Genomic DNA, 26,267 nt, shown 5'->3' on the forward strand with positions numbered 1-26,267 from the left:
TCAGGGGTGCGGGCCGCATCGGTGTGCGGCTCCGCCGCGTGGGCGCGACAAGCCACGAACCACCCGCAGCCGCCGAACAGGCACAGCCCCCACCCCGCAGGCGACTGTCAGGTACCCGCAAGAGGCAGCGCCGCAGCCACCAGCTTCCCGTTCGCCGCAGCCTTGTCCAGCGCCTCTCGCAGCAGGTCCTCCCGCGGCTGCCGCCCGATGGACCCCACCGGCGCAGCGAACATCAGCACCTGCTGGTGCTTGTTGGCGGCAGCCCGCCAGCTGTCCGTCACCTGCAGCGGCTGATGCGCCTGCCACCAGGCCACCGGCTGCCCTCCGTTGATGCCCGGCTGCAGCACCGCGTGCAGCTGGCCGACGGCGAGCAGCACCGACCAGCCGTGCAGCACCGGCGGGACGGTCGCCAGCTCGGTCACCGGCATGAAGCCCTGCTCGATGAGGAGCGGGAGGAAGTCGTCACCGGCCGCGGTGGAGCCGGGGCGCACGATGGGCGCGGTCGGCTCGACCACGAGCGCGGGGTGCAACTCGCCCTCGACGAGGACGAGTCCGCTGGTCACGCCGAGCACGGCCTGCTCGGGCACCGCCCTGTGCGGCTCGCCCACGCCGGCGGCGCTGCCGCCGATGGAGCGGACCGCGCCCTGCAGCTGCTCCTCGGTGACCTGGACGACCTGCGAGGGCAGGCAGCTGGCGTGGGCGAAGGCGAGCACGGCGGTCTCGTCGCCGACGAACAGAACGGTGCTGGTGCGCTCCTGCTCGGAGTCGCCCGGGGTGCGGCAGGACGTGCAGTCGTAACTGCCCGGGGCGTTCTCTCCGGCGAGCAGCCGGTCGGCTTCTTCGTCGCCGATCTCGGCGCGTACGGCGTCACTGACGTCGAGCATGCGCGGCACGGTGGCTCCCATCGGGATGCGGTGCTGGGTCGGCCGGGTGGCTCCCGGCTCCTGAGCCCCGGGGTTCCGGGCTCATGAAGAAGACAACGGGTGTCCTGTGGTGGTGGTCACGCCCAGGGGATAACGGAATCGAACCAACCGCCGCACAGGGTCACCTTCGGCACGGAATCGGCCACTCACCGTCAACTCGTCGCACAGTCAAGGAACTTGAACGGGTGAAGTGAGTCACAGATCGCCTGAGCGGGTGGTCGAAAAATCATGAAATCGGCGGATGAAATGGCTGGCCGAAAATCGCCGATACCCAGGGTAACGGCGAACTGGCCTGGAATGACAGGGAGTTGGTTGATATCGGCGGCCCGATCTCCCTACATTCCTCCGCCGTGTGCAGCGAGCACCGCTCGGGTACGTCCGCCGGCCGGCACCAGGCAGAGCACGATCAGGTACCGGCCGCGGCGGACGGGGCGGGCGCGACGAACCGCGGTCCTACGCGGGGAGGCGTGCTCCGCCTGGGGGAGCCCGGGTTCGTGGAGAGGGAATTACATGTCAGAGTGTGCCGATACCACCCGCAACACCGCTCGTCACGACAGCGCCCGCAAGGGCCGTACGGCGGCCGCCCTCGCCGGGGCGGCGCTGCTGGCCCCACTGGGGCTGCTGGCCGCGACCGGCAACGCCGCCGCGGCGGACAACGGAGTGTGGGACCGCATCGCCCAGTGCGAGAGCGGTGGCAACTGGCACATCAACACCGGCAACGGCTACTACGGCGGGCTCCAGTTCTCCGCCGGCACCTGGCGCGCGTACGGCGGCACCGCCTACGCCCCGACGGCCGACCGGGCCTCCAGGAGCGCGCAGATCGCCGTCGCCGGCAAGGTTCAGCACGCCCAGGGCTGGGGCGCCTGGCCGGTCTGCTCGGCCCGGGCCGGAGCCTCCGGCACGGCACCGGCGGCCGGCTCCCCGAGTGCGAGCACCCCGGGCACGAGCGCCTCGAAGAGCAGCGCGACGACGAAGTCCGCCCCGGCCGAGTCCGTTCCGGCGAAGGCGCCGGAGCGCGCGACGGGCCACACCGGCCGCAGCGCGTCCCGCGGTGACTACACCGTTCGCGAAGGCGACACCCTGAGCGCCATCGCCGCCCGGCACGGGACCACCTGGCAGCGGATCTACGCCGCCAACGAGAAGGTCATCGGCGACGACCCGAACCTGATCGTGCCCGGCCAGCGCCTGGCGCTCTGAGGCACGCGACGGGTGCCGAGCACCCGACCAGTACAGCCGCTGTCCTGAATGAGGACAGCGGCTGTCCGCATCGGCTGGCAGACTCGCCCCCATGTTGGAGACGTCGGCACGACTGCTGCGCCTGCTCTCGCTGCTCCAGGCCCACCGCGAATGGTCCGGCGCCGAACTCGCCGAGCGGCTCGGTGTCACCCCGCGCACGGTCCGCCGGGACGTGGACCGGCTGCGGGAGCTGGGCTACCCGGTCAACGCGAGCCCCGGCACCGGCGGCGGCTACCAGCTCGGTGCGGGTGCCGAACTGCCCCCGCTGCTGCTGGACGACGAGGAGGCCGTCGCCGTCGCCGTCGGACTGCGCACCGCGGCGGGACAGGGCATCGAGGGCATCGGCGAGACCTCCGTTCGGGCCCTCGCCAAGCTGGAACAGGTGCTGCCGGACCGGCTGCGCCGCCGGGTGGGCGCCCTCAACGCCTTCACCGTGCCGATGCTGCGCAGCGGTCCGCCGTCGACCCCCGTCGACCCGGCCGTGCTCACCGAACTCGCCCACCTGTGCCGGGACGCCGAGCGGCTGCGCTTCGAGTACCTGAGCCACGAGGGCACCGCCAGCCGCCGTACCGTCGAGCCGCACCGGCTGGTGTGCACCGAGCGGCGCTGGTACCTGGTCGCCTGGGACGTCGACCGCGAGGACTGGCGGACCTTCCGCGTCGACCGCATCACGCCGAAGCCGCCGCACGGCCCGCGCTTCGACCCGCGCGAGCCGCCCGCCGGGGATCTCGCCGCCTATGTGTCGAGAGGTGTCTCCACGAGCGCGTACGCCGCGCACTCCACCGTCCGGCTGCTGGTACCGCTGCGGGAGGCGGCCGAGCGGATCTCGCCGTCCGCGGGGATGCTGGAGGCCGACGGAGCGGACGCGTGCATCCTGCGCAGCGGTGCCCCGAACCTCGAGGTGATGGTCATTCACATCATGATGACGGGCCTCCCCTTCGAGGTGCTGGAGCCAGTCGAGCTGAACGAGGTGATCAGGAGGGTCCGGGACCGGCTGGACGCCGCACTGGCGCGGGGCGCGGGGCCGCGGGGCGGATCCGGGACGGACTGACGCGTACGTCGGTTGTGTGCTGAACCCGTGAATTTCCTATGCGGTGTCAGCTCGTCGGGCATGGCACCGGATTCCGTGGGGAATCGCACCCGGGACCTGCTCCGATCGGCATCGAGGCGTATTCCGGCGGGTAATTCGAGGGGCTGCTCCGACACACGGGAATTCTGTTCGATTGCCCCGGCGGGCGATACGGAAACCCCCGTACGTGTGATGCCCGCTGCGGTAGCAGCTGATGTCACGACGACGGAAACGCGTGTCGGGAACCTGTGACAGAAGTGTGACCGGAGAGGGACCGGAGAGGGCCCCGGGACGCGGTCCGCCGGGTCCGGCTTCCGTCGTCGTCCGATGCGGCCTAGCGTGGCCGCATGGCACCGATTCCCACTCCGCCAGCGGAGCCCCAGGACAGTCCGGACGGGTACGTCGGCCTCGACGCCGCGCGCGCCGAGCGGCTCGCTCGGGAGCGCGGGTGGTCGACGGTACGGTCGCTGCCGCCGGGCACGATCATCACGATGGAGTACCGGACGGGCCGGCTCAACTTCGAGGTGCGGGACGGCCGGGTGGCCCGCGCCTGGAAGGGCTGACCCCGCTCCCGCCGGCCGCTGCGACGAAGGCCCCGCTCCCTGTTCCCGGGAGCGGGGCCTTCGTCATGGCGGGGGTTGGCTGTGCGTACCGGCCCCGCCGCCGTGGTGGAGCGTCAGTTGCCGGTCAGGGGGCGGGCCGGCTGGGAGGTGCCGCGCGGGAGACGGTCGGCGTGCGGCGGGCGTCGGCTGCCCGCGGGGGTGACCGGGGTGCGCTCCGAACGAGCCGTGTGCGGGCCCGGGGCCAGGTGGATCGGGGCCCGGGAGCCGCGCACCGGCGACACCGGCTCGCGGGCCGGGGCGGCGCTCTGCTCGGCGGGCGCGGGGCGCGGCTTGAGCAGCACCGGCGAGGGCCTGACCGGGACGGCCGATGCGGGCACCGTACGGGCGCGGCGGGCGCGCCAGCGGTCGCGCAGGTCGAAGAGCGCGGTCTCGGCCTTGGCGACCAGCGGTTCGAACCAGGGCAGGGCGAGCAGGATCAGCAGGCCGGCGGCCCAGCCCAGCAGCACGTCGCTCAGCCAGTGCGTACCAAGGTAGACGGTGGTGAGGCCGACGCCGAGCGAGGTGACCGCGGAGAGCGCGGACAGCCAGCGCCGCGCTCTCGGGGTGGAGGCCAGATACGCCAGGATTCCCCAGGTCACCACCGCGTTGGCGGTGTGGCCGCTCGGAAATATATCGCCGCCCAGACCCATCTCGTTCGAGCCGATCACGGTCGCGTAGTGCGGACCGAGCCGCCCCATGCCGAGCTTGGCGGCGCCGACCGTGATGTTGAGCAGCAGCAGCGAGGCGGCCAGGGTCAGCAGCGGGCGGAGCGTGTGCTGCCGCCAGGAGCGCCAGCCGAGCCAGGCCGCGACCATCACGGCGGTGGGGCCGCGCTGGCCGAGCACCACGTAGTAGTCGAGGAAGGCGTGGATCTGCGGCCACTGCTGGTAGGGCCGGAAGAACATGACCTGCCAGTCGAGCCGGACCAGCCAGGAGGTGATCACCACGGCCCAGACGATCGCCAGGTAGAAGGCGAGGGTCGCGGTGAACAGCACGACCCGGTGCCGGCTCATCCTCGGCACGTCGATGTGAGCCGGTCGTTCCGGCTCACGGTCCAGCCTGGCGAACACCCGGTCCAGACTCCGGGTGAGGTTTCGTTCGGTACGCACCCAATCGACGTTACAGCGAGTGAGCTCTGTTCCCGGTCGAAACAGCGTCTTTGTGATGACGATGTGATGTGGGAAACCTCTCAGGAGCGGTCTGAATTCCTGGGATTCCGCAATCCTGTGAGCCTGCTTCCTGCAATTCCTTTGATCATGTCGGGGGGTCGGTTTTATGGCGCTTATGAATTCGTTCACCGAATCATGGGATGGAATTCAGAGGGCGCTCATCGAACCGCCGAAGTTGATCACGGGGGGCCGGAGCCGTTCAGCCAGAAGGCCCCGTAGACCGCCGCCGCCACCGCCACACCCGCCGTGACCAGCAGCGATCTGGACGTCCGTAGCCGGGCCAGGGCGCGGGCGAGCGGGAACAGCACCGGGAAGGCCGGCATCAGCAGCCGCGGTTTCGACCCGAAGTAACTCGACGCGCACAGGGCGAGGGCCAGCACGACACCCGTGTACACCAGCAGTGCGACGGGCTGGCCCTGGCGTACGCCGGTCACGTAGAGCCAGATCAGCAGAGCCACCCCGATGATCAGGCCCGCGCCGGCGAGAGCCGACGGAAATGACGTGAACTTGTCGACTACGAAGCGTGCGAAGGCGTACCCGCCGTCGAACCCGTTGCGCCACCCGGCCTGCACATCGAGATATCCGAGCGGCCCCCTGCCGGTGTGGTGACCGACCCAGAGGACATAGCCGGCCGCGCCCAGGGGCGCGAGAAGCATGCCGAGGGCGCGTCGCCAGACGGGTGCGCCGGTGGTGAAAGAAGGGGCGCGTGTCGTGTCGTGTGCGCCGTGCGTCCCCGGTGCGCTTCGGTCTTGCACGAACGAGATCACGCCCGCCACCCACACCGCCGCCACCACCGCGAGCCCCACCGGCCGGGTCAGTCCGGCCAGCGCGGCCAGTGCGCCCGCGCTCACCCACCGGCCGGTCAGCACGGCGTACAGCGACCACGCGGCCAGTGCCGTGAACAGCGACTCGCTGTACGCCATCGACTGCACGATCCCGACCGGCAGCACCGCCCACAGCAGCACCGCGCAGACCCCCACCCTCGGCCCGTACACCCACTCCGCGACCGCGAAGATCCCCCAGGCCGCCGCCAGTGAGGCGAGCAGGCCGACGACGAAGCCGGCGTCCGCGTACGACAGCGACGTGACCGCGTGCAGCAGCCGCTCCAGCCAGGGCAGCAGCGGGAAGAACGCCAGGTTGGAGTGGACATCGCCGTTCGGCAGCCGCACCTCGTAGCCGTAGCCCAGCTCGGCGACCCGGGTGTACCAGAGGGAGTCCCAGCGCGCGGTCAGCAGCGTGTACGCGCTCTTGTCGCGCGCGCCGCTCCACACGCCCAGCGCGACCAGGCCCAGGGCGCGGACGGCCGCGTACCCGAGGAGGGCCGGCGCCGCCCGGCGCAGAGCGGGGGTGCGGGGTGGTGCCACGCGCGTGTCAAGATCGGTCACGGGCTCGATTATCGACCGGACGCGGAACCGGACAGCCCCCCCGGGGCGTGGTCAAGAGCGGGCGTAGTGGCGTACGCCACACGGGTTCGGTCCTGCGTGTGAGAGGTCCGCCACGTGGCCCCGCAGTGAACTCGCGTACGCTGACGAGTCACCCGCGTGGGTTTGCGCGGGCCGGAGACACCGCTCCTCTCCGGCCGTACGACGGGGAGTCCCCACCCCGCCGATCCGCCGCCCGCGAGGGATCATCTGGGAGGTACGTAGATGTCCGGGACGACCACGGCTGCCGTACGGCTGCGCCGTCGGGCGACCGGGGCCGGGGCAAACCGCTGGGTCGTCCTCGTCGTCCTCTGCGTCAGCCTGCTGCTCGTCGCCCTAGACGCGACCGTGCTGCACGTGGCGGTCCCCGCCGTCACCGAAGACCTCAGGCCCGGCGCGATAGAGCTGCTCTGGATCGTCGACGTCTACCCGCTGGTCTGCGCCTCCCTGTTGATCCTCTTCGGCACCCTTGGCGACCGGGTCGGCCGCAGACGCATCCTCCTCCTCGGCTACGCCCTCTTCGGTGTCGCCTCCGCCGTGGCCGCCCTCGCCCAGACCGCCGAGACGCTGATCCTCGCCCGGGCCCTGCTCGGCGTCGGCGGCGCGATGATCATGCCCGCGACCCTGTCGATACTCCGCCAGGTCTTCCCGGACCGGCGCGAGCGTGCGCTGGCCATCGGCATCTGGAGCGCGGTCGCGGCCGTCGGCGCGGCGGTCGGTCCGCTGCTCGGCGGGTTCCTGCTGGAGCACTTCTGGTGGGGCGCGGTCTTCCTCGTCAATATCCCGCTGATGCTCGTCAGCCTGCCGGTCGGCCGGATGCTGCTGCCCGAGTCACGCGGCGAGCGGGGCGGCCCGTGGGACGTGGTCGGCGCGCTGATGGCGGCGGTCGGCCTGTTCGGGGTCGTGCTGGGCGTGAAGCAGCTGGGCGGCGGCCAGTCGCCCGCCAGCCCGTTCACCGTGATGCCGCTGCTGGTGGGTGCTGCGCTCCTCTTCTTCTTCGTACGACGGCAGGGGCGGCGCCCGCACCCGCTGGTGGACCTGCGGATGTTCCGTCGGCCGGCGTTCAGCACCTCGGTGGGCTGCATCGTGCTGGCGATGCTCGCGCTGGTCGGCCTGGAGCTGATCGCCGCGCAGTACCTCCAGCTGGTGCTCGGTCTGTCGCCGCTGGAGACGGGCCTGAGGCTGCTGCCCCTGACCGTCGCGGCGATGGCGTCGGGCCTCGCCGGCGCGCGGATGCTGCGCCGCTTCGGACCGCGCCGGATGGTGTGCTTCGGCTTCTGCCTCACCGCCGCGGCGGTGCTGACCCTGACCGCGATGGGCGCGACCGACAACGCGGGCCTGCTGCTGTTCGGCTTCGTCCTGCTCGGGTTCGGCCTGGAGACGACCCTCTTCGGGGCGTACGAGTCGATGCTGAGCGAGGCCCCGGCCGAGCAGGCCGGCGGGGCCGCGGCGATCGGCGAGACGTCGTACCAGCTCGGCGCCGGGATCGGGATCGCGCTGCTCGGCAGCGTGATGAACGCGGCCTACGCACCCGGTCTCGCGTCGGTGCCGGGCGTGCCCCCGCACGCGTCGGACGCGGCGGGCCACTCGCTGGGCGAGGCCTACGAGGTCGCCGGGCGGCTCGGCGGGCCCGTGGGGGCCGCACTGCGCCGGGCGGCCCGGGACTCCTTCGTGCACGGACTGCATGTGACCCTGCTGGTGAGCGCGGGCCTGCTGCTGCTGGGCGCGGTGATGGCGCTGCGGCTGCCCCGGATCATGCAGTGCGGGGAGGAGGAGTCCGCCGAGGTGGAGCTGCCGTCCCCGCGGGAGGCCGAGAAGCCGAGGGTCGCCGTGGCGGCTCTGGACGTGCGGGACGCCGCGCCGTAACGTCGGCTGCACAGCGTAACTAGCGTTGCTAGTTTTCACCGTGCCTCAGTGTGCCGGAGGGTGTTCCATGTCCGCGAAGTTGCCCCCGTTCGACGCCGCCGACCCGCTCGGGATCGACGACCTCCTGGAGCCGGAGGACCTGGCCGTACGGGACACGGTCCGCAGCTGGGCGGCCGACCGCGTGCTGCCCTACGTCGCCGACTGGTACGAGAAGGGCGAGCTGCCCGGCATCAGGGAACTCGCGCGCGAACTCGGCGGGATCGGCGCCCTCGGCATGTCGCTCACCGGGTACGGCTGCGCGGGCGCCTCTGCCGTGCAGTACGGCCTCGCCTGTCTCGAGCTGGAGGCCGCCGACTCGGGCATCCGGTCACTCGTCTCCGTGCAGGGCTCGCTCGCCATGTACGCGATCCACCGGTTCGGCAGCGAGGAGCAGAAGCAGGAGTGGCTGCCCCGCATGGCCTCCGGCGAGGTGATCGGCTGCTTCGGGCTCACCGAGCCCGACCACGGCTCCGACCCCGCCTCCATGCGCACCCACGCCAAGCGCGACGGCGACGACTGGATCCTCAACGGCCGCAAGATGTGGATCACCAACGGGTCCGTGGCCGGCGTGGCCGTCGTCTGGGCGCAGACCGAGGACGGCATCCGCGGGTTCGTCGTACCGACCGACCGCCCCGGCTTCTCGGCGCCCGAGATCAAGCACAAGTGGTCCCTGCGCGCCTCGGTCACCAGCGAACTCGTCATGGACGACGTACGGCTGCCCGCCACCGCCGTACTCCCCGAGGTCACCGGGCTGCGCGGACCGCTCGGCTGTCTGTCGCACGCCCGCTACGGCATCGTCTGGGGCGCGATGGGCGCGGCGCGCAGCAGCTTCGAGGCGGCCCTGGAGTACGCGAAGACGCGGGAGCAGTTCGGGCGGCCCATCGGCGGCTTCCAGCTCACCCAGGCCAAGCTCGCCGACATGGCGGTCGAACTGCACAAGGGAATCCTGCTCGCCCACCATCTGGGGCGGCGGATGGACGCCGGCCGCCTGCGTCCCGAGCAGGTCAGCTTCGGCAAGCTCAACAACGTCCGCGAGGCCATCGAGATCTGCCGTACGGCGCGGACGATCCTCGGTGCCAACGGGATCTCCCTCGAGTACCCCGTGATGCGGCACGCGACCAACCTCGAGTCGGTGCTCACCTACGAGGGCACCGTCGAGATGCACCAGCTCGTGCTGGGCAAGGCGCTCACCGGGCTCGACGCCTTCCGCTGACCCCTCGGGGCCGAGGCAGGGCCGGTGAGCGGCCCTGCCTCAGCTCTGGTTGAAGAAGCCGTCCTCGCGCCGTGCCGCCGGCTCGCCGCTGATGATCTCCGTGTTCGCGGGCGTCAGCAGGAACACCCGGTTGGCGACCCGCTCGATCGTGCCCCGCAGGCCGAAGGTCAGTCCGGCCGCGAAGTCCACCACGCGCTTGGCGTCGGCGGGCTCCATCACCGTGAGGTTCATGATGACCGGGACCCCGTCCCGGAACAGCTCGCCGATGGCGCGGGCGTCCCGGAAGCTGTCCGGGGTGACCGTGCCGATCCGGCGGCCCTTCTCCTCCGCCGTGTCCGTGGCCACCTTCACCCGGGGGTCGGTGACCCAGGCGTCCCTGGACTCGGCACCCTCGGAGTAGTCGTCGTCGTAGTAGCGCTCGTCATCGTTGTCGTCGACGAGGCCGAGCCACGCACTCGCCTTGCGTACCGATCCCATGGACGCCTCCTCTCACAGCAGTCCTTCTTGCTTCCGCATCCCTATGGTCATCCATGATGCGGACGGCGCGCCAAGTGGATAGACGCCGCGCGGGGGGTTTGTGACGGTACTGGTGCAGAGACGATCCGTCGAGAGTCCTTGTGCCCCAAGGGTCTTGACTCATACGGCTGCTGACTGTGAGTGAAATATGATTGTCGGAGGCGGATGGGTGATGCACGGAGCGTACGGGTGAATGAACGTCAGTTCTTCAGCTCCGGCGGGCTGATCCGGGACTCGGCGATCGACGAGCCCGTCGTCCCCCACTTCTTCAGGATCCTGTCGTACGTGCCGTCGGCGATCAGCCTGTTCACCGCCGCCTGGAAGGCCGGGGCCAGCCTCGTGCCCTTCTTGAAGGCGAAGCCGACGTCCAGGCGGTGGTACTCGTTGAGGAACTTCAGGCCCTGCTGGTGGGCCACGGCGTAGCGCAGGCCGTTGATCGTGGACATCACGACGTCGCTGCGGCCCTGCTGCACCGAGGACCAGATCGCGCCCTCCTCGGAGTACGTCTGCACCCGGTACGCCTTCTTGCCCGCGTCGGTGCACACGTGCTTGTTCTCCTCCAGCGTGGCCTCGAAGGTCGTACCGGCGCTGGTGGCCACGTCGAGACCGCACAGTTGCCCGAGGTCGGTGATTCTGGACAGCTTGCTGTCCTTGCGGGTGGCGAAGCCCTGGCCGTCGTTTACGTAGGTGACGAAATCGATGGTCCTGCGGCGCTCGTCGGTGACGCCGAAGTTGCTCGCCCCGAAGTCGTACTTGCCGCTGTCCAGGGCGGGCAGGATCGCCTCGAAGCTCGCCTGTTCCACCTTGAGCCTGATACCGAGGACCTTGGCGACGGCCTTGGTGAAGTCGACGTCCTGGCCGGTCAGAGTCTTGCCGTCGTTCAGGTAGGTGGTGCCGGGCGGGGTGCCGCCGACGCTGACCGCGACGGTGAGGCCCGTGACGCCCGCCGGCAGCAACTTCGCTGCCGCGTCGTCCTTCCTGACGGCGGAGACCACGTCCGTGGTGGGCACCTTGTCGGACCCTGCCGCCACTTCGGCGGCCGCTGTCCCGCCCGGGCCACCGGACCCGGAGCCGCAGGCGGTGAGCAGCAGGGCGGCCGACGTGATGGCGGCGAAGGGCAGCAAAAGGCGATGGGCAGGCGTGTGCATCGAGCGGTCTCCTGGGAGCAGAAGGCGTGAAGAAGCGCGAGGGGAGGGGTGCGCGTGTGAAGGCGAAGGAGAAAGACAGCTGAGGAGAAAGCGAAAACAGGGAGAACGCATGGGCCCGCTCGGAGGCGGGCGCGCAGGGGGTCAGCTCAACAGGAAGAGGACCACACGCGACCGAAGTCGATGTGGGAGCGGGTGACCAGCCACTGCTGTGGATGCATGGGGCAAGTGGAACAGGCATCCGGTTCCGCGTCAACTGAGTTGAGACGTACGGCTCACAGTGTGGACGGCCTTGACAGCGGCGGGAAACGCCCACGTACTCTCGACGAACGGCCCTGCTGAGGGGCTCGGCCGTATGCGCGCCGCACGGCGCGCCCGTGTGAAGGCACCCACCGTGTTCGTCCCCCACTCTCGGCTTCGCTCGAGCGGGAGGGACCCCCATTGTCACGGAGCCTTCCCATGTCTTCCGACACCCTCGCCAAAGTCCCCACCGCACCGGAGATTCCCGAGCGCGCGGACGCTGTGACGATCGTCCCGCAGCGCCGGCTCGGCCAGTGGACGGCCGCCGTCGCCGTCCTGGTGCTGCTCGGGCTCGCCGTCAACTCGGTCCTGCGCAACAAGGCGTTCCAGTGGAACGTCGTCGCCGACTACTTCACCTCGGACTCCGTCCTGCGCGGCCTCTGGCTCACCCTGTGGCTGACCGCCGTCGTCATGGCCCTCGGCTTCGCCCTCGGCGCCCTGCTCGCCGCCTTCCGGCTCTCCGCCAACCCCGTGCTGCGGGCGGTCAGCTGGGGGTACGTCTGGCTCTTCCGGTCGATCCCGATCCTGGTGCAGCTGCTGCTCTGGTTCAACATCGGGGCGCTGTACCCGCAGATCCTCGGGGTGAAGACCGTCAACCTGCTCAGCCCGGTCGCCGTAGCCGTCGTCGGTCTCACCCTGCACGAGGCCGCCTACGCCGCCGAGGTCGTCCGGGGCGGCATCCTCTCCGTCGACCGCGGGCAGATCGAGGCCGCCCAGGCGCTCGGCCTGAGCCGGTGGCGGCGCTGGCGGCGGATCGTGCTGCCGCAGGCCATGCGCTCCATCGTGCCGCCCGCCGGGAACATGCTGATCGGTGCCCTCAAGGGCACCTCGATCGTCAGCGTCATCGCCGTCAACGACCTGCTGTTCTCGGCACAGTTGATCTACCACCGCACGTACCAGGTCATCCCGCTGCTGATGGTCGCCACCCTCTGGTACACCATCGTCACCTCGGTCCTCGGCGTCGGGCAGTACTACGTCGAGAAGCACTACGCGCGCGGGACGGAGTCCGCCCGATGAGGCCGCAGCTGGTGATCGTCGGAGCCGGGCCGCGGGGGACCGGACTCCTCGAACGCCTCGCCGCCAACGCATCCGAGCTGTACGCCGGTTCGGGCCTCGACATCCATCTGGTCGACCCCCACCCGCCGGGCGGCGGACGCATCTGGCGCGCGGCGCAGTCGCCGCTGCTGTGGATGAACTCGCACGCCGAGGACGTCACCATGTTCACGGACGAGACGGTGCAGATGGCCGGCCCGGTGCGCGAGGGCCCCACCCTGCACGAGTGGGCGCGGCTGGACGGCCGCACCTTCGCCGACCGGCAGCTCCAGGGCCGCTATCTGAGCTGGGTGTACGAGCGGGCCGTCGCCGAGCTGCCCCCGGGCGTCACCGTCCACCACCATCCCCGGCGCGCCTTGCGGGTGACCGGCCCACGTGAAGGGCGCCAGCAGGTGTGGCTGGAGGGCCGCCCGCGCCCGCTGCTCGCCGACCTGGTCGTCCTCGCCCTCGGGCACCTCGACTCCGAACCCGACCCCGACCAGGCCGAGTCGGCCGCGTACGCGCGGGAACACGGCCTGGTCCACCTGCCGCCCGACTTCACCGCCGACAGCGACCTGTCCCCGCTGAAGGCCGGCGAACCCGTCCTGGTACGCGGCTTCGGGCTGGCCTTCGTCGACCTGATGGTGCTGCTCACCGAGGGGCGGGGCGGGCGCTACGAGGGAGACACCTACGTCCCCTCGGGGCGCGAGCCGGTGCTGTACGTCGGCTCGCGGCGCGGAGTGCCGTACCACGCGAAGATCGGCTACGACTGGACCGGCCCCAGGCCCGCGCTGCCCCGCTTCCTCGGCCCGCCCGAGGTCGAGGCGCTGCTGGCCAGGCCGGGTGGCTTCGACTTCCGGCGCGATGTGTGGCCGTTGGTGGAGAAGGAGCTGGGCTTCGCCCACTACCACCGGCTGTTCACCGCCCACGCCGAGCGTACGGCGATGACCTGGGCCGCCTTCGAGGAGAGGTACGCGGCCGCCGCCGACCCCGCCGAGACCGCGGCGCTCGTCGCCACCGCCGTACCCGACCCGGCGGACCGCCTCGACCTCGCCGCGCTGGACCACCCCCTCGACGGGGTGCGGTACGCCTCGCACGAGGAGTTCCAGGAGGGGCTGCGCGGCTATGTCGAGAGTGACCTGAGCCGCCGTCACGATCCGGCGCACAGCGCCGACCTGGGCGTCTTCCTCGGGCTGCTGTCCGTCTACGGGCAACTGGTGCGGCTCGGGAACATCGGCCCCTGGTGGCACGGCTTCTTCAGCTACCTGGCGTCCGGGCCGCCCGGGCCCCGGCTGCGGCAGCTGCTCGCCCTGTCCCGGGCCGGGATCCTGCGGTTCGTCGGCGCCGACATGACCGTCACCGCCGAGGACGGGGTGTTCCGGGCCACCAGTCCCACCGTGCCGGGACACTCGGTCGAGGCACGGGCGCTGGTCGAGGCCCGGCTGCCCGAGCCGACCGTGGGACGGGCCCGCGACACCCTGCTGCGGGAGCTGCATGCCGAGGGTGCCGCCGAGACCCCCGACGGGCTGCTGCGCGTCGACCCCGCCGACGGCCGGATCCTCGAAGGGACCGGACGGCCGCATCCACGGCGCTTCGCGCTCGGCCCGTTCACCGACGCCCGCACGCCCGGCGTCTTCACCCGGCCGCGCACCGGCGGGCCCGCGTTCCGGCAGAACGACGCGACGGCGCGGGCCGTGCTGGCCTTCCTGAGCGCCTCACTTGTCAAGGAGTTCGCGCGATGAGCGTCATGGTCGACATCAGGTCGGTGCACAAGAGCTTCGGCTCGCTCGACGTCCTCAAGGGCATCGACCTGCAGGTGCAGGCCGGTGAGGTCACCGTCGTACTCGGCCCCTCCGGCTCCGGCAAGTCCACGCTGCTGCGCGCCATCAACCACCTGGAGAAGGTGGACCGGGGCGTGATCAGTGTGGACGGCTCGCTGATCGGCTACCGGCGTTCCGGCGACAAGCTGTACGAACTTCCCGAGCGCGAGGTGCTGAAGCAGCGCACACACATCGGCTTCGTCTTCCAGAACTTCAACCTCTTTCCGCACCTCACCGTCCTCGACAACGTCATCGAGGCACCGGTGTCCGCGCTGAAGCGGCCTCGGAAGGAGGCCGTGGAGCGGGCACGCCGGCTGCTGGAGCGGGTGGGGCTCGCCGACAAGGCCGACGCCTACCCCCGGCAGCTGTCCGGCGGTCAGCAGCAGCGGGTCGCCATCGCGCGGGCGCTCGCGCTGGAACCGAAGCTGCTGCTGTTCGACGAGCCGACCTCGGCGCTGGATCCCGAGCTGGTCGGTGAGGTCCTGGACGTGATCCGGGACTTGGCGCACCAGGGCACGACGATGATCGTCGTCACGCACGAGATCGCCTTCGCCCGCGAGGTCGCCGACACGGTGGTGTTCATGGCCGACGGGAGGGTCGTCGAGGTCGGGCCGCCGGACGAGGTGCTGGGCGCTCCGCGGGAGGAGCGGACGCGGGCGTTTCTGGCGAAGGTGCTGTGAGGGAGGGGAGTGGTGACCATCGGTTACGGTGCCGTGAGCGGGCGGTACGGGCGTGGGCTGTTGCATCTTGCCGCTGCCGTCGATCCACAGGGCTCCCTCGATGCCGCCTCCTACGTCGAGCTGGCGCAGCTCGCCGAGCGCGGTGGGCTCGACTTCGTGACGCTGGACGACTCCTTCGTGCGCCCAGGGCCCGACGTGCGCCCAGAGCCCGACGTACGCTCGGGGCCCGATCTGCGCCGAGGGCCCGATGTGCGCCCAGCACCCGACGCGCGCCCCGGGCCCGATGCGCTCGCCGTGCTGGCGCGCGTGGCGTCCGCCACCCGGCGGATCGGGCTGGTCCCGACCGTCACCACCGAGCACACCGAGCCCTTCCGCGTCAGGGCCGCCGTCGCCACCCTCGGCCGGGTCGGCCGAGGCCGGGCCGGCTGGCGGATCGACGTGTCCACCACCGAGGACGAGACCCGCCTCTCCGGGCGAGGACATGCTTCTGCCGTCGCCGCGCTGTGGCAGGAGGCGGCCGAAGCCGCCGAGGTGGTCGGGCGGTTGTGGGACAGCGGGCTGGACGGCGCGGAGCTGCCCCGGCCCCCGCAGGGCCGCCACCCCGTCCTCGTGGTCGACGCCACCGCGGGACCGGCCCGGTCCGCAGCGGCCCGGTACGCCGACGTGGCCCTGGTCCGGGTCGCCGATCCCGCGCAGGCCGGCGCCTTACGCAGACAACTGCGGGAGGAGGCGGAGGAGTTCGGCAGGAACCCCGGTGCCCTGCGCGTCCTGGTGAGTCTGCTCGTCGACCTCGGCGACGGCGAGTACGCGGCCGAGCCCGGGCACGGCGGAGGCGGGCCCCGGCCCACCGCGCAGGGCCCGCTGTACCGGGGCGGTCCCGTCGACCTCGCGGAGCTGATCGCCGCCTGGCACGCGGCGGACGTCACGGACGGCTTCCACCTCGTGCCCGTCGAGCCGCGCCGTGATTTGGAGCGGCTGGTCAACGGCACGGTCGCGTTGCTCCAGCACCGCGGCCTGTTCCGCACGTTCTACCCGGGCAGCACCCTGCGCGAGCACCTGGGCCTGAACCAGTACGCCGTGACCGGCGGAACGTCATGACCGGCGGAACGTCATGACCGTACGGCGGCAGGTGCCTTCGGCTTCGCGCCTCGTTCCGCACGGAATACCAGGGCGCAACCCCGCGCTCACACCTCGGGCTGCCCGACCCGCCGTGGGAGGGTCGAGCGTATGAAAGGAATGGATCGTATGACCGGCGACGCACCGGACGCGTGGAAGCAGTGGCACGAGGAGCGTGTGGAGAGGGTCTCGGCGCCCCATGGGCCGCTCGCGCTGACCGCCACCCACTGGGTCGAGGACCATCCGGAGGGGCGACTTCCGGACATTCCCGGGACGTGGGTGGCGGATGGTGACGGGGTGGTGCTCGCCGCCGCCGAGGGCGACGGGCTGACCCTGGACGGCAGGCCCTTCGCCGGGGAGGTCCACCTCGCCGCGGACCTCGGCCCGGAGGCCGAGTCGCGGGTCGCGCTGGGTGAGAAGCGGCTGGTCGTGCTGGTCCGCGAGGACGTGTGGGGAGTGCGGGTCTACGACCCCGCAGCCGAGGCCCGCCGCGTCTTCCGTGGCATCGAGGCCACCCCGTACGACCCGCGCTGGTCGGTACCGGGCCGCTTCACGCCGTACGACGACACGCGCACCGTGCAGGTCGGCAACGCGGACGGACGGGAGCGCGGGCTCGCCCTCGCCGGGGAACTCGCCTTCACCCTGGCCGGAAACGATCTCACGCTCCAGGTCGCGCAGCAGGGCGACGGCCGGCTGTGGGCGGTGTTCGGCGACGCCACCAGCGGCGACACCAGCTTCCGCTTCCGGTTCCTGTTCCCGCAGGCACCGGATGCCGAGGGTCGTACCACGGTCGACTTCAACCGCGCCCAGCTCCCGCCGTGCGCCTTCGCCGATCACTTCATCTGCCCCTTCCCGCCGCCGGGCAACCGGCTGGACGTGGCGGTCGAGGCGGGGGAGCGCGTCCTGAGCTGACGTCAGGGGGTCGGTGCGTACGAGTGGTTCAAATGTTGACGGCCGAAAGGCACCCTTGTGCCTACCGGCCGTTCGGCCGAATACTCCCCCTCAGCGCTTGTCAGGGGCATGCGTGTTCGGAACCCAGGACCGGCCCCTGGCTGCGCCTCACGGGCCCCGACCCCACGCGGGCCCCCGACTTCCCCTGGGAGGGAACGAAACGTGAGGATCAAGCGCACCACTCCCCGCAGCGGCATCGCAAGACGGACCCGGCTGATCGCCGTGGCCACCGGCTTCCTGGCCGCGGCTGCGTTCGCCGCCCCCACCGCGAACGCCAGCGACGCCCACGCGTTCAGCGCCACCCAGCTCACCAAGGCGAGCGACTCCGTCCTCAAGGCCGACATCGCCGGCACGGCCTGGGCGGTGGACAGCAAGACCAACCGTGTCGTCGTCACCGTCGACAGCACGGTCTCCAAGGCCGAGATCGCCAAGATCAAGCGGCAGGCCGGCGGCAACGCGGGCGCGCTGACCATCAAGCACACGTCCGGCAAGTTCAACAAACTGATCAGCGGCGGTGACGCCATCTACGGCGGCGCCTACCGCTGCTCGCTCGGCTTCAACGTGCGCAGCGGCAGCACGTACTACTTCCTGACCGCCGGTCACTGCGGCGAGGTCGCCTCGACCTGGTACAGCAACTCCGGCCACACCACGACGCTGGGCACGAACGTCGGCTACAGCTTCCCGGGCAACGACTTCGCGCTGGTGCGCTACACCAACTCCTCGATCGCGCACCCGAGCGCGGTGGGCAACCAGACCATCAGCAGTGCGGCCACTCCGTCCGTGGGCACGACCGTCTACCGGCGTGGTTCCACCACCGGTACGCACAGCGGGCGGGTCACCGCGCTGAACGCGACCGTCAACTACGGCAGCGGTGACATCGTCTACGGCCTGATCCAGACCACGGTCTGCGCCGAGGGCGGCGACAGCGGCGGTCCGCTCTACGCGGGCACCGTGGCCTACGGTCTGACCTCCGGCGGCAGCGGCAACTGCACCTCCGGCGGTACGACGTTCTTCCAGCCGGTCACCGAGGCGCTGAGCTACTACGGTGTGACCCTTCCCTGATCCGGGCCGGCTCTGCGAGCCCCCGTGCGCGGGTTGCGTGCGGGGGCTCGTTCTTGTCCGGGGAAGGTTGCATTCCGGCCAGGGGTAACCGTCACTGTCCGCCGATGGGTTACTCGCGCGTAGTGTTTGCAGTGCGAATTCCCTGGGGTGACCGTCGCAGGCCAAGTCGGCGGGAGCGTGCGGCCACTTCGTGCGTGCGTCCTGAAGTCGACCTTGTGTGCTCCCTGTGCGGTTCGGAAGAGTGGGCGCCCGTCAACCAGCCTTCCGGCCCTCGAGGTCCCCACAACCTCCCGGGCCGACCCCCACAGGAGGACGTGAGTTGCAGCACCGACGCATACCCAGGCGGCGGGCCGCCGTGACCGGCGCGGGAGTCGCCGCACTGGTCGCCGCGGGTGTCACCTTCCAGACTGCGAACGCCAGTGAACCTGCCAAGTCCGCCCCGGAGCCCCGGGTTCTGTCGGTTCCGGCGGCCGGAAAGCTCGCCTCGGCGCTCGTCAAGGACCTCGGGTCCGATGCTGCGGGCAGCTACTACGACGCCCGGACCAAGAGCCTCGTCGTCAACGTGCTCGATGCCACCGCCGCCGAGTCCGTCCGGGCGGCCGGCGCCAAGGCCAGAGTAGTCGCCCACTCGCTGGCCGAACTCGACCGCGCACGCGCGACGTTGAAGAAGGACGCCACCATCCCCGGTACTTCGTGGGCGATCGACCCGGTCACCGACAAGGTCGTCGTCACCGCGGACAGGACGGTGTCCGGGGGCGAGTGGGCGAAGCTCGGCAAGGTCGTCGACGGGCTCGGTGCCAAGGCCGAACTGAAGCGGTCGAAGGGCGAGTTCAAGGCCTTCATCGCCGGTGGCGACGCCATCACGGGATCGGGTGGGCGTTGCTCGCTCGGCTTCAACGTGGTCAAGGACGGGCAGCCGTACTTCCTGACCGCGGGGCACTGCACCGAGGCCATCTCCACCTGGTCGGACTCCTCCGGCGGCGTCATCGGCAAGAACGCCCAATCCAGTTTCCCGGGCAACGACTTCGGGCTGGTCAAGTACACCTCGGGCGTGGATCACCCGAGCGAGGTCGATCTCTACAACGGGTCCGCCCGGCAGATCACCGGCGCGGCCGAGGCCACCGTCGGTATGAAGGTCACCCGGAGCGGCTCGACCACCCATGTGCACGACGGCACGGTCACCGGACTGAACGCCACCGTCAACTACTCGGAGGGCACGGTCGGCGGTCTGATCCAGACCGACGTGTGCGCCGAGCCCGGTGACAGCGGCGGCTCGCTGTTCTCCGGCAGCAGCGCGATCGGGCTGACCTCCGGTGGCAGCGGTGACTGCACCTCCGGTGGGGAGACCTTCTTCCAGCCGGTCACCGAGGCGCTCTCGGCCACGGGGGCGCAGATCGGCTGACACCCCGGCTTCTGCTTCGTCGAAGTCCCGTCCCGTGTGTGGGGCGGGCTTCGTCGTTTCATGCCTGCGGCGGCCTGCTCGGGTGCGTTGCGGCTTGGGACGCGCCTGTCGTGCGTTGTGGGTCGGGGGTGCGCCGGCACGTCCCCTTCCCGCTGTGCGCGGGTGCCGGTCGTAGGTGGCATCCGTGCAGGTGAGAGGCGCTCGAACGGATGTCGCACACATGTTCGGGAATGGGGGTATGGTGGGGGTGGGAACTGATGTTCGAGAGCCGTTTGGGGCTCACGAGTGCGGGAGGTGCGTGTGCCGGGCTTCGCGCATCTGCACACCGTCTCCGGGTTTTCCCTGCGGTATGGAGCCTCGCACCCGGAGCGGCTGGCCGAGCGTGCCTCGGAGCGGGGCATGGACGCTCTCGCCCTCACCGATCGCGACACCCTTGCGGGCGCGGTGCGGTTCGCCAAGGCGTGCGCCAAGGCCGGGGTCCGTCCGCTGTTCGGTGTGAATCTTGCGGTGGGTGATCCGGTGGTTGCGCGGCGTGAGCGCCGGCGTGCTCCGGTGCGAGGAGGTGCCTTTGTCGACGAGTCGGCAGCCCGGGTGACCTTCCTTGCCCGGGACGGCGCCCATGGCTGGGCCGACCTGTGCAGGATCGTCACGGCGGCGCATGAGGGCGAGGGTGCGCCTTTGCTGCCCTGGGACGGCAATCACGGCGATGGTTTGAGTGTGCTGCTGGGCCCTGGCTCCGATGTGGGGCGCGCTCTTGCCGCGGGGCGTCCCGATCGGGCCGCCAGGCTGCTCGTTCCCTGGCGTGAGGTCTACGGCGACGCGCTGCGTCTGGAGGCCGTCTGGCACGGTCGGGAAGGTACGGGGCCCGGCTCTCTGCGGCTGGCCGCCCGTACGGTCGGCTTCGCCGCCGAGCAGCGGGTCCGGCCCGTGCTCAGTAACGCGGTTCGGTACGCCGATCCCGGTCAGGGGCCGGTCGCCGACGTGCTGGATGCCGCTCGCCGTCTGATTCCGATCGATCCTCGTAAGGAGCTGGACTCGGGCGAGGCCTGGCTGAAGGACGCGCAGGCCATGCTGCGGGTCGCCGAGCGGGTGGTGGAGGCGGCCGGCTATCGGCGCGACACCGCTCACCGGCTGCTGGAGCAGACCCGGGCCACGGCCGCCGAGTGTCTGGTCGATCCCGAGGACGACCTCGGTATGGGGAGCGTTCATTTCCCCGAGGCGCATCTCGTCGGTGCCGGGCGTCGTACCGCCCAGCGGGCGCTCGCCTCGCGGGCCGCCGCGGGCATGGTGCTGCGCGGCTATGCCGACCGCCGGGAGTACTGGGCGCGGATGCATGACGAGCTGGACATCATCGCCCATCACGGCTTCGCCTCCTATTTTCTGACGGTTGCCCAAGTGGTGGATGACGTAAGGGACATGGGGATCCGGGTGGCCGCCCGTGGGTCAGGCGCCGGCTCCCTCGTCAATCATCTGCTCGGGATCGCGCACGCCGATCCGGTCGAGCACGGGCTGCTGATGGAGCGCTTCCTGTCCAAGCGCCGTCTCGCCCTGCCCGACATCGACATCGACGTGGAGTCCGCGCGCAGGCTGGAGGTCTACCGCGCGATCATCGGCCGGTTCGGCACCGAGCGGGTCGCGACCGTCGCCATGCCGGAGACCTACCGAGTGCGGCACGCGATTCGTGATGTCGGGGCCGCCCTGTCCATGGACCCCACCGACATCGACCGCATCGCCAAGTCCTTCCCGCACATCCGGGCCCGGGACGCCCGTGCCGCGCTGGAGGAGCTGCCCGAGCTGAAACAGCTGGCGAGCGAGCTTCAGCAGGAAGGTGCGCGGTACGGCAGGATGTGGGAGCTGGTCGAAGCCCTCGACGCCCTGCCGCGTGGGATCGCCATGCACCCGTGCGGGGTGCTCCTGTCCGATGCCTCGCTGCTCGCCCGTACGCCGGTCGTGCCGACCAGCGGCGAGGGATTCCCCATGTCGCAGTTCGACAAGGAGGACGTGGAGGACCTCGGGCTGCTCAAGCTGGACGTGCTGGGCGTGCGGATGCAGTCGGCCATGGCGCATGCGGTCGCCGAGGTGGAGCGGGTGACGGGGGAGCGGATCGATCTGGATGCCGTGCAGGGGGGTGACCCGGCGACGTATCGACTGATCCGGTCCGCCGAGACGTTGGGGTGCTTCCAGATCGAGTCGCCCGGCCAGCGGGATCTGGTGGGGCGGCTCCAGCCGGCCACCTTTCATGACCTGGTCGTCGACATCTCGCTGTTCCGGCCGGGGCCGGTCGCCGCCGACATGGTGCGGCCGTTCATCGAGGCGCGGCACGGGCGGGCGCCGATCCGCTGTCCGCACCCGGATCTGGAGGGGCCGCTGAAGGAGACGTACGGGGTCGTCGTCTTCCACGAGCAGATCATCCACATCGTCGACATCATGACCGGCTGCGGCCGGGCCGAGGCGGACGCGGTGCGGCGCGGGCTGTCCGATCCGGAGTCGCAGGGGCGGATCCGGGTCTGGTTCGCACAGCATGCGGCGGCCAACGGGTATGACGCGGAAACGATTCAGCGGACCTGGGAGATCGTCGAGGCGTTCGGTTCGTACGGCTTCTGCAAGGCGCATGCGGTCGCCTTCGCCGTGCCGACGTACCAGTCGGCGTGGCTGAAGGCCCATCACCCGGCCGCCTTCTACGCCGGGCTGCTCACGCATGATCCCGGGATGTATCCGAAGCGGCTGCTGCTGGCGGACGCGCGGCGGCGCGGGGTGCCGATCCTGCCGTTGGACGTGAATGTGTCCGGGGTGGCACACAGGATCGAACTGGTGTCTGAATCTGAGGTGTGGGGGCTGCGACTCGCGCTCTCCGACGTGTACGGCATCAGCGAGGCCGAGGCGAAGCGGATCGCGGACGGACAGCCGTACGCCTCGCTGCTCGACTTCTGGGAGCGGGCGCGGCCGAGCCGTCCCCTCGCCCAGCGGCTCGCGCAGGTGGGTGCGTTGGACGCCTTCGGCGCCAACCGGCGGGATCTGCAGCTGCATCTGACCGAGCTGCACCGGGGCGCCCGGGGCGGGGGCGGTGGTCAGCTCCCTCTGGCTGGTGGCCGGAAGACGGCCTCGGCCGGGCTGCCCGACCTGACCTCGGCGGAGCGGCTCAGTGCCGAGCTGGGTGTGCTGTCCATGGACGCCTCGCGCAATCTGATGGACGACCACCGGGAGTTCCTCGAGGAGCTGGGCGTGGTGTCCGCGCGCCGGCTGCGCGAGGCCCGGCACGGGGAGACGGTGCTGGTCGCGGGCGCCAAGGCGGCCACCCAGACCCCGCCGATCCGGTCCGGCAAGCGGGTCATCTTCAGCACGCTGGACGACGGCACGGGCCTGGTCGACCTCGCCTTCTTCGACGACTCGCACGACGCCTGTGCGCACACCGTCTTCCACTCCTGGCTGCTGCTGGTGCGCGGGGTGGTGCAGCGGCGAGGCCCGCGCAGTCTGAGCGTGGTGGGCTCCGCCGCCTGGAACCTCGCCGAACTGGTCGAACTGCGCACCGAGGGCGGTCTCGACGAGGTGGCCGCCCGGCTGGCGGCGCCCGTTCGGGAAGGCGTGGACGAGGAGGACCCGACGGGTGGCCGCCGGATCCATCTGCCGACCGGGTACGAGATGCATCCGTGGGCCGACCTGCGGCCCGCGGGTCAGGAGGCCTCACAAGGGCCCTCAACGGTACGGAAGTTCTGGCACCAGAGTCCGGGGAGTGCGGGATGACCATTCTCTGCGTACGTTTCCAGCTGCCGCCGATGTACGAGGCGGCCCTGCCCGGGCTGCTCGGGCTGCTGGAGGAGTTCACCCCGGTCGTGGAGGCCCTGCCCCCGGACGGGGCGCTGGCCGATCTCCGGGGTGCCGAGCGGTACTTCGGGCGCAGCGCTGTGGAGCTGGCCTCGGTGATCCGGGTCCGGGCCCTCGCGCTGCACGGCGTCGACTGTGTGATCGGTGCCGGACCGGGGCCGATGCTGGCCCGTGTGGCGCTGCGCGACGCCCGTCCCGGGGTGACCTGTGCCGTGCCCGAGGAGCCGGACGCAATCGCGGAGTTCCTTGCCGAGCGGCCCGTGTCCGCGCTGCCCGGCGTCGGTACGGCGACCGCCCGCACCCTGTGCGAGTACGGCCTGGACACGCTGGGTCTGGTCGCCGCCGCGCCCCTGTCCACGCTGCAGCGGCTGATCGGCGCGAAGGCGGGGCGCGAGCTGCGCGAGAAGGCGAGCGGCATCGACCGCGGCCGGGTCGTACCGAACGCCGTCTCCCGATCCCTCGCCGCCGACCGCTCCTTCGATCTCGACGAGTTGGACCCCGGCCGGCACCGCACGGCGCTGCTGTCCGCCGCCGAGGAACTCGGGGCCCGGCTGCGTGTGGTGGAGAAGGTCTGCCGCACCCTGACCCTCACCGTGCGCTACGCCGACCGCTCCTCGACCACCCGCAGTCGCACCCTCAAGGAACCGACCGCACACTCGGCGTCCCTGACGAGGACGGCCTACGGCATGTACGAGGCGCTCGGCCTCCAGCGCGCCCGGGTCCGCGCGCTCACCCTGCGCGCCGAGGGGTTGGCCCCTGCAGACCAGGCCTCCTACCAGCTCACCTTCGACCCCGTGGACGAGAGGGTCCGCCGCATCGAGGAGGTCGCGGACCGGGCCCGGGCGAAGTTCGGGCCACGGGCGGTGATGCCGGGGGCGCTGGCGGCGTAACCCCGGCTCCAGTGGCGTCAGTTGGCCCACGGCGGGGTGAGGACCGTGCCGTCGGCCAGCTCCGCCGTGAGGCCGACGGAGGTGGTGACCCAGGAGACCGCGGTGTGGTCGGTGGGGTTCTCCACGGCCAGGGTCGCGCCGGGGTTGACGATCACCGTGTCGCCGGCGGAGATCCGTTCGGTGCGGCCGTCGAGGGTGATCAGCAGTTCGCCGATGAGCAGGTGGAAGATCTCCTCCCGGTTGACGGTGTGGGCGGGTGCCCTGGTCCCCGCGGGGATCTCGCCCCGCCAGGCGCACAGTTCCTTGCTCCCGGTCAGGGGGGTTGCGTACGAGACGAAGCGGGCGCCGTGGATCTCATGGGTCACGGCCTCGGACGAGCGGACGACTGGCACGGTGATCTCCGTTTCATGTGGTCAAGTAGCTTGACTATATGGTCAACCTGCTTGACCGATCCGTCAAGGGTGTTTCAATGCCTGCGTGCAGAACTCCGAAGCCATGGCCCTGTCCGCCGCCCTGCTCGCCGTCGCGGGCGACCTCACGCAACGCATCCATGACGGGGTCGTGGCCCGCGGCTTCACGGACCTCCGACCGGCCCACGGCTTCGCCTTCGCGCGACTCGCGCCCGACGGTGCCACCGTCACCGACCTCGCCGCACACCTCGGGGTGACCAAGCAGGCCGCCAGTCAGCTGGTGGACGAGATCGTACGCAAGGGGTACGTCGAGCGGCGCCCGCATCCCGAGGACGCGCGGGCCCGGCTCGTCGTGCTCACCGAGCAGGGCTGGGCCTGCACCCGGGCCGCGGAGGAGGCGGCCGCCGAGGTCGTGGGCGCGTGGGTCGAACTGCTGGGCGAGGGTGAAGTGCGGGCGTTGCGGGAGCGTTTGACGCGGATCGCGCCCTACGGTCCGATCAGGCCTGCCTGGTGACGGTTCGGGGGCTGCCGAACGAGCCTCTGGTTATCACTGGAAGTTTTTACTGACGCGTAACTTCACAGCTGCACTACTCGCCCGTAACTTGACGAGTGAACAGCATCCTCGTGATCCGGATCACAGGGTTAGGCCGTCGCACCTCCCTTGAGCCGCAAGGAGATCACCCGATGCTGCCCTGGAAGCGAGTGTTCAGACCCCTCGCAGCGCTGCTCCTGACCGCCGCCGTGGCCGCCGTTCCCGCCGCCACCGCCCACGCCGCCGACGCCGCTCCCAGCAGCGGCTGGAACGACTACTCCTGCAAGCCCTCCGCCGACCATCCCCGCCCGGTGATCCTGGTCCACGGCACCCTGGGCAACTCCATCGACAACTGGCTGTCCCTCGCACCGTATCTGAAGACCCGCGGATACTGCGTCTACTCCCTCGACTACGGCCAACTGCCCGGAGTCCCGCTCTTCTACGGTCTCGGCCCCATCGACAAGTCGGCCGAGCAGCTGTCTGGCTTCGTCGACAAGGTGCTCTCCGCGACCGGGGCCGGCAAGGCCGACCTGGTCGGGCACTCCCAGGGCGGCATGATGCCCCGCTACTACCTGAAGTTCCTCGGCGGATCCGCGAAGGTGAACTCCCTCGTCGGCCTCGCCCCCGACAACCACGGAACCGACCTGGACGGCCTCACCAACCTGCTGCCGTACTTCCCCGGCGCCGAGGACCTGATCAAGGCCACCACCCCCGGCCTCGCCGACCAGATCGCCGGCTCCGCCTTCCTCACCAAGCTCAACGCGGGCGGCGACACCGTCCCCGGAGTGCACTACACGGTCATCGCCACCAAGTACGACGAGGTGGCCACGCCCTGGCGCGACCAGTACCTGAGCGGCTCGGACGTCCACAACGTCCTGCTCCAGGACCTGTGCCCGCTCGACCTCTCCGAGCACGTGGCGATCGGACTCTTCGACCGGATCGCCTTCCACGAGGTGGCCAACGCCCTCGACCCGGCCCACGCCAAGGCCACCACCTGCGCGTCGGCCTTCAGCTGACGCGTCGCCGGGGCCTGTCCGACCTGAGCCGCCGG

General features: G+C 71.0%; 22 protein-coding genes. 16 read left to right on the forward strand and 6 right to left on the reverse strand.

Annotation, left to right across the window (positions count from 1 at the left end):
• Window positions 1-107 precede the first annotated feature (107 nt).
• Window positions 108-893: a hypothetical protein gene (locus tag ACIF83_RS45020; RefSeq protein ID WP_393476613.1), complete on the reverse strand. Its 786-nt coding sequence runs from the start codon at window positions 891-893 to the stop codon at window positions 108-110.
• 540 nt (window positions 894-1,433) lie between these two features.
• Between ACIF83_RS45020 and ACIF83_RS45025 the strand changes: the two genes are divergently transcribed.
• The 3 genes from ACIF83_RS45025 to ACIF83_RS45035 all read left to right on the forward strand — a co-directional run bounded on the left by ACIF83_RS45025 (window position 1,434) and on the right by ACIF83_RS45035 (window position 3,791).
• Window positions 1,434-2,120, forward strand: coding sequence for a transglycosylase family protein (locus ACIF83_RS45025; protein WP_399736339.1), 687 nt, complete (start codon window positions 1,434-1,436; stop codon window positions 2,118-2,120).
• A 91-nt stretch (window positions 2,121-2,211) separates the two neighbouring features.
• Window positions 2,212-3,210 (forward strand): helix-turn-helix transcriptional regulator, encoded by a 999-nt coding sequence (locus ACIF83_RS45030; RefSeq protein WP_399736342.1) that lies wholly within the window; start codon window positions 2,212-2,214, stop codon window positions 3,208-3,210.
• A gap of 365 nt (window positions 3,211-3,575) precedes the next feature.
• Window positions 3,576-3,791, forward strand: coding sequence for an I78 family peptidase inhibitor (locus ACIF83_RS45035; protein WP_393476483.1), 216 nt, complete (start codon window positions 3,576-3,578; stop codon window positions 3,789-3,791).
• A gap of 113 nt (window positions 3,792-3,904) precedes the next feature.
• Here the strand turns inward: ACIF83_RS45035 and ACIF83_RS45040 are convergent, their stop codons facing one another.
• Both ACIF83_RS45040 and ACIF83_RS45045 read right to left on the reverse strand, forming a co-directional pair.
• Entirely contained in the window at window positions 3,905-4,939 is a 1,035-nt protein-coding gene (locus ACIF83_RS45040) for a phosphatase PAP2 family protein (RefSeq protein WP_399736345.1), read from the reverse strand.
• A gap of 239 nt (window positions 4,940-5,178) precedes the next feature.
• Window positions 5,179-6,384, reverse strand: a complete 1,206-nt coding sequence (locus ACIF83_RS45045; protein WP_399736348.1) for a mannosyltransferase family protein — start codon at window positions 6,382-6,384, stop codon at window positions 5,179-5,181.
• Between the two features lie 261 nt (window positions 6,385-6,645).
• Between ACIF83_RS45045 and ACIF83_RS45050 the strand changes: the two genes are divergently transcribed.
• Together ACIF83_RS45050 and ACIF83_RS45055 are read left to right on the forward strand one after the other, a co-directional pair.
• Window positions 6,646-8,286, forward strand: a complete 1,641-nt coding sequence (locus ACIF83_RS45050; protein WP_398140822.1) for an MFS transporter — start codon at window positions 6,646-6,648, stop codon at window positions 8,284-8,286.
• Between the two features lie 67 nt (window positions 8,287-8,353).
• Window positions 8,354-9,538, forward strand: a complete 1,185-nt coding sequence (locus tag ACIF83_RS45055) for an acyl-CoA dehydrogenase family protein (protein WP_393476472.1) — start codon at window positions 8,354-8,356, stop codon at window positions 9,536-9,538.
• 39 nt (window positions 9,539-9,577) lie between these two features.
• On the opposite strand, the gene ACIF83_RS45060 is transcribed toward ACIF83_RS45055, so the two are convergent.
• Together ACIF83_RS45060 and ACIF83_RS45065 are read right to left on the reverse strand one after the other, a co-directional pair.
• On the reverse strand, window positions 9,578-10,015 hold the full coding sequence (locus ACIF83_RS45060) for a cell division protein SepF (RefSeq protein WP_398140821.1): 438 nt from the start codon (window positions 10,013-10,015) through the stop codon (window positions 9,578-9,580).
• A gap of 239 nt (window positions 10,016-10,254) precedes the next feature.
• The gene (locus tag ACIF83_RS45065) at window positions 10,255-11,202 is read right to left on the reverse strand and encodes an ABC transporter substrate-binding protein (RefSeq protein ID WP_393476466.1); all 948 of its coding nucleotides are present in this window, start codon (window positions 11,200-11,202) and stop codon (window positions 10,255-10,257) included.
• 456 nt (window positions 11,203-11,658) lie between these two features.
• On the opposite strand from ACIF83_RS45065, the gene ACIF83_RS45070 reads away from it, so the two are divergent.
• The 9 genes from ACIF83_RS45070 (at window position 11,659) to ACIF83_RS45110 (ending at window position 24,274) form a co-directional block, all read left to right on the forward strand.
• Entirely contained in the window at window positions 11,659-12,516 is an 858-nt protein-coding gene (locus ACIF83_RS45070; RefSeq protein WP_393476464.1) for an amino acid ABC transporter permease, read from the forward strand.
• Window positions 12,513-14,273: an FAD/NAD(P)-binding protein gene (locus tag ACIF83_RS45075; protein WP_393476461.1), complete on the forward strand. Its 1,761-nt coding sequence runs from the start codon at window positions 12,513-12,515 to the stop codon at window positions 14,271-14,273. The genes ACIF83_RS45070 and ACIF83_RS45075 overlap by 4 nt, the downstream gene beginning before the upstream one ends.
• A complete protein-coding gene (locus ACIF83_RS45080; protein ID WP_393476459.1) occupies window positions 14,270-15,031 on the forward strand; it encodes an amino acid ABC transporter ATP-binding protein in 762 nt (253 codons plus the stop codon). The genes ACIF83_RS45075 and ACIF83_RS45080 overlap by 4 nt, the downstream gene beginning before the upstream one ends.
• Before the next feature lie 33 nt (window positions 15,032-15,064).
• Window positions 15,065-16,129: an LLM class flavin-dependent oxidoreductase gene (locus ACIF83_RS45085; RefSeq protein WP_399736399.1), complete on the forward strand. Its 1,065-nt coding sequence runs from the start codon at window positions 15,065-15,067 to the stop codon at window positions 16,127-16,129.
• A 147-nt stretch (window positions 16,130-16,276) separates the two neighbouring features.
• Entirely contained in the window at window positions 16,277-17,059 is a 783-nt protein-coding gene (locus tag ACIF83_RS45090) for a DUF1684 domain-containing protein (protein ID WP_393476454.1), read from the forward strand.
• Window positions 17,060-17,260: 201 nt separating this feature from the next.
• Window positions 17,261-18,160 (forward strand): S1 family peptidase, encoded by a 900-nt coding sequence (locus tag ACIF83_RS45095; protein ID WP_393476451.1) that lies wholly within the window; start codon window positions 17,261-17,263, stop codon window positions 18,158-18,160.
• A 319-nt stretch (window positions 18,161-18,479) separates the two neighbouring features.
• Window positions 18,480-19,562 carry a S1 family peptidase gene (locus ACIF83_RS45100; RefSeq protein ID WP_399736357.1) on the forward strand — a complete coding sequence of 361 codons (1,083 nt, stop codon included), beginning with the start codon at window positions 18,480-18,482 and terminating at the stop codon, window positions 19,560-19,562.
• 300 nt (window positions 19,563-19,862) lie between these two features.
• Window positions 19,863-23,303: a DNA polymerase III subunit alpha gene (locus ACIF83_RS45105; RefSeq protein ID WP_399736360.1), complete on the forward strand. Its 3,441-nt coding sequence runs from the start codon at window positions 19,863-19,865 to the stop codon at window positions 23,301-23,303.
• Window positions 23,300-24,274, forward strand: a complete 975-nt coding sequence (locus tag ACIF83_RS45110) for a DNA polymerase thumb domain-containing protein (protein ID WP_399736362.1) — start codon at window positions 23,300-23,302, stop codon at window positions 24,272-24,274. Before ACIF83_RS45105 ends, ACIF83_RS45110 begins: the two co-directional genes overlap by 4 nt.
• 17 nt (window positions 24,275-24,291) lie before the next feature.
• Here ACIF83_RS45110 and ACIF83_RS45115 read toward each other — a convergent pair whose 3' ends face one another.
• On the reverse strand, window positions 24,292-24,666 hold the full coding sequence (locus ACIF83_RS45115) for a cupin domain-containing protein (RefSeq protein WP_399736365.1): 375 nt from the start codon (window positions 24,664-24,666) through the stop codon (window positions 24,292-24,294).
• An 85-nt stretch (window positions 24,667-24,751) separates the two neighbouring features.
• On the opposite strand from ACIF83_RS45115, the gene ACIF83_RS45120 reads away from it, so the two are divergent.
• Window positions 24,752-25,198 (forward strand): MarR family winged helix-turn-helix transcriptional regulator, encoded by a 447-nt coding sequence (locus ACIF83_RS45120; RefSeq protein WP_393476437.1) that lies wholly within the window; start codon window positions 24,752-24,754, stop codon window positions 25,196-25,198.
• A gap of 170 nt (window positions 25,199-25,368) precedes the next feature.
• Window positions 25,369-26,232 (forward strand): esterase/lipase family protein, encoded by an 864-nt coding sequence (locus ACIF83_RS45125; protein ID WP_399736370.1) that lies wholly within the window; start codon window positions 25,369-25,371, stop codon window positions 26,230-26,232.
• Window positions 26,233-26,267: the final 35 nt, after the last annotated feature.

The sequence above is a fragment of the Streptomyces sp. NPDC085866 genome (assembly GCF_044541035.1).
In the GTDB taxonomy this organism is placed as follows: Bacteria; Actinomycetota; Actinomycetes; order Streptomycetales; family Streptomycetaceae; genus Streptomyces.

Coding starts and splice junctions, on each gene's coding strand:
- ACIF83_RS45025 (WP_399736339.1), top strand. CDS start 1,434: ATGTCAGAGTGTGCCGATACCACCCGCAACACCGCTCGTCACGACAGC.
- ACIF83_RS45030 (WP_399736342.1), top strand. CDS start 2,212: ATGTTGGAGACGTCGGCACGACTGCTGCGCCTGCTCTCGCTGCTCCAG.
- ACIF83_RS45035 (WP_393476483.1), top strand. CDS start 3,576: ATGGCACCGATTCCCACTCCGCCAGCGGAGCCCCAGGACAGTCCGGAC.
- ACIF83_RS45050 (WP_398140822.1), top strand. CDS start 6,646: ATGTCCGGGACGACCACGGCTGCCGTACGGCTGCGCCGTCGGGCGACC.
- ACIF83_RS45055 (WP_393476472.1), top strand. CDS start 8,354: ATGTCCGCGAAGTTGCCCCCGTTCGACGCCGCCGACCCGCTCGGGATC.
- ACIF83_RS45060 (WP_398140821.1), bottom strand. CDS start 10,015: ATGGGATCGGTACGCAAGGCGAGTGCGTGGCTCGGCCTCGTCGACGAC.
- ACIF83_RS45065 (WP_393476466.1), bottom strand. CDS start 11,202: ATGCACACGCCTGCCCATCGCCTTTTGCTGCCCTTCGCCGCCATCACG.
- ACIF83_RS45070 (WP_393476464.1), top strand. CDS start 11,659: ATGTCTTCCGACACCCTCGCCAAAGTCCCCACCGCACCGGAGATTCCC.
- ACIF83_RS45075 (WP_393476461.1), top strand. CDS start 12,513: ATGAGGCCGCAGCTGGTGATCGTCGGAGCCGGGCCGCGGGGGACCGGA.
- ACIF83_RS45080 (WP_393476459.1), top strand. CDS start 14,270: ATGAGCGTCATGGTCGACATCAGGTCGGTGCACAAGAGCTTCGGCTCG.
- ACIF83_RS45090 (WP_393476454.1), top strand. CDS start 16,277: ATGACCGGCGACGCACCGGACGCGTGGAAGCAGTGGCACGAGGAGCGT.
- ACIF83_RS45110 (WP_399736362.1), top strand. CDS start 23,300: ATGACCATTCTCTGCGTACGTTTCCAGCTGCCGCCGATGTACGAGGCG.
- ACIF83_RS45125 (WP_399736370.1), top strand. CDS start 25,369: ATGCTGCCCTGGAAGCGAGTGTTCAGACCCCTCGCAGCGCTGCTCCTG.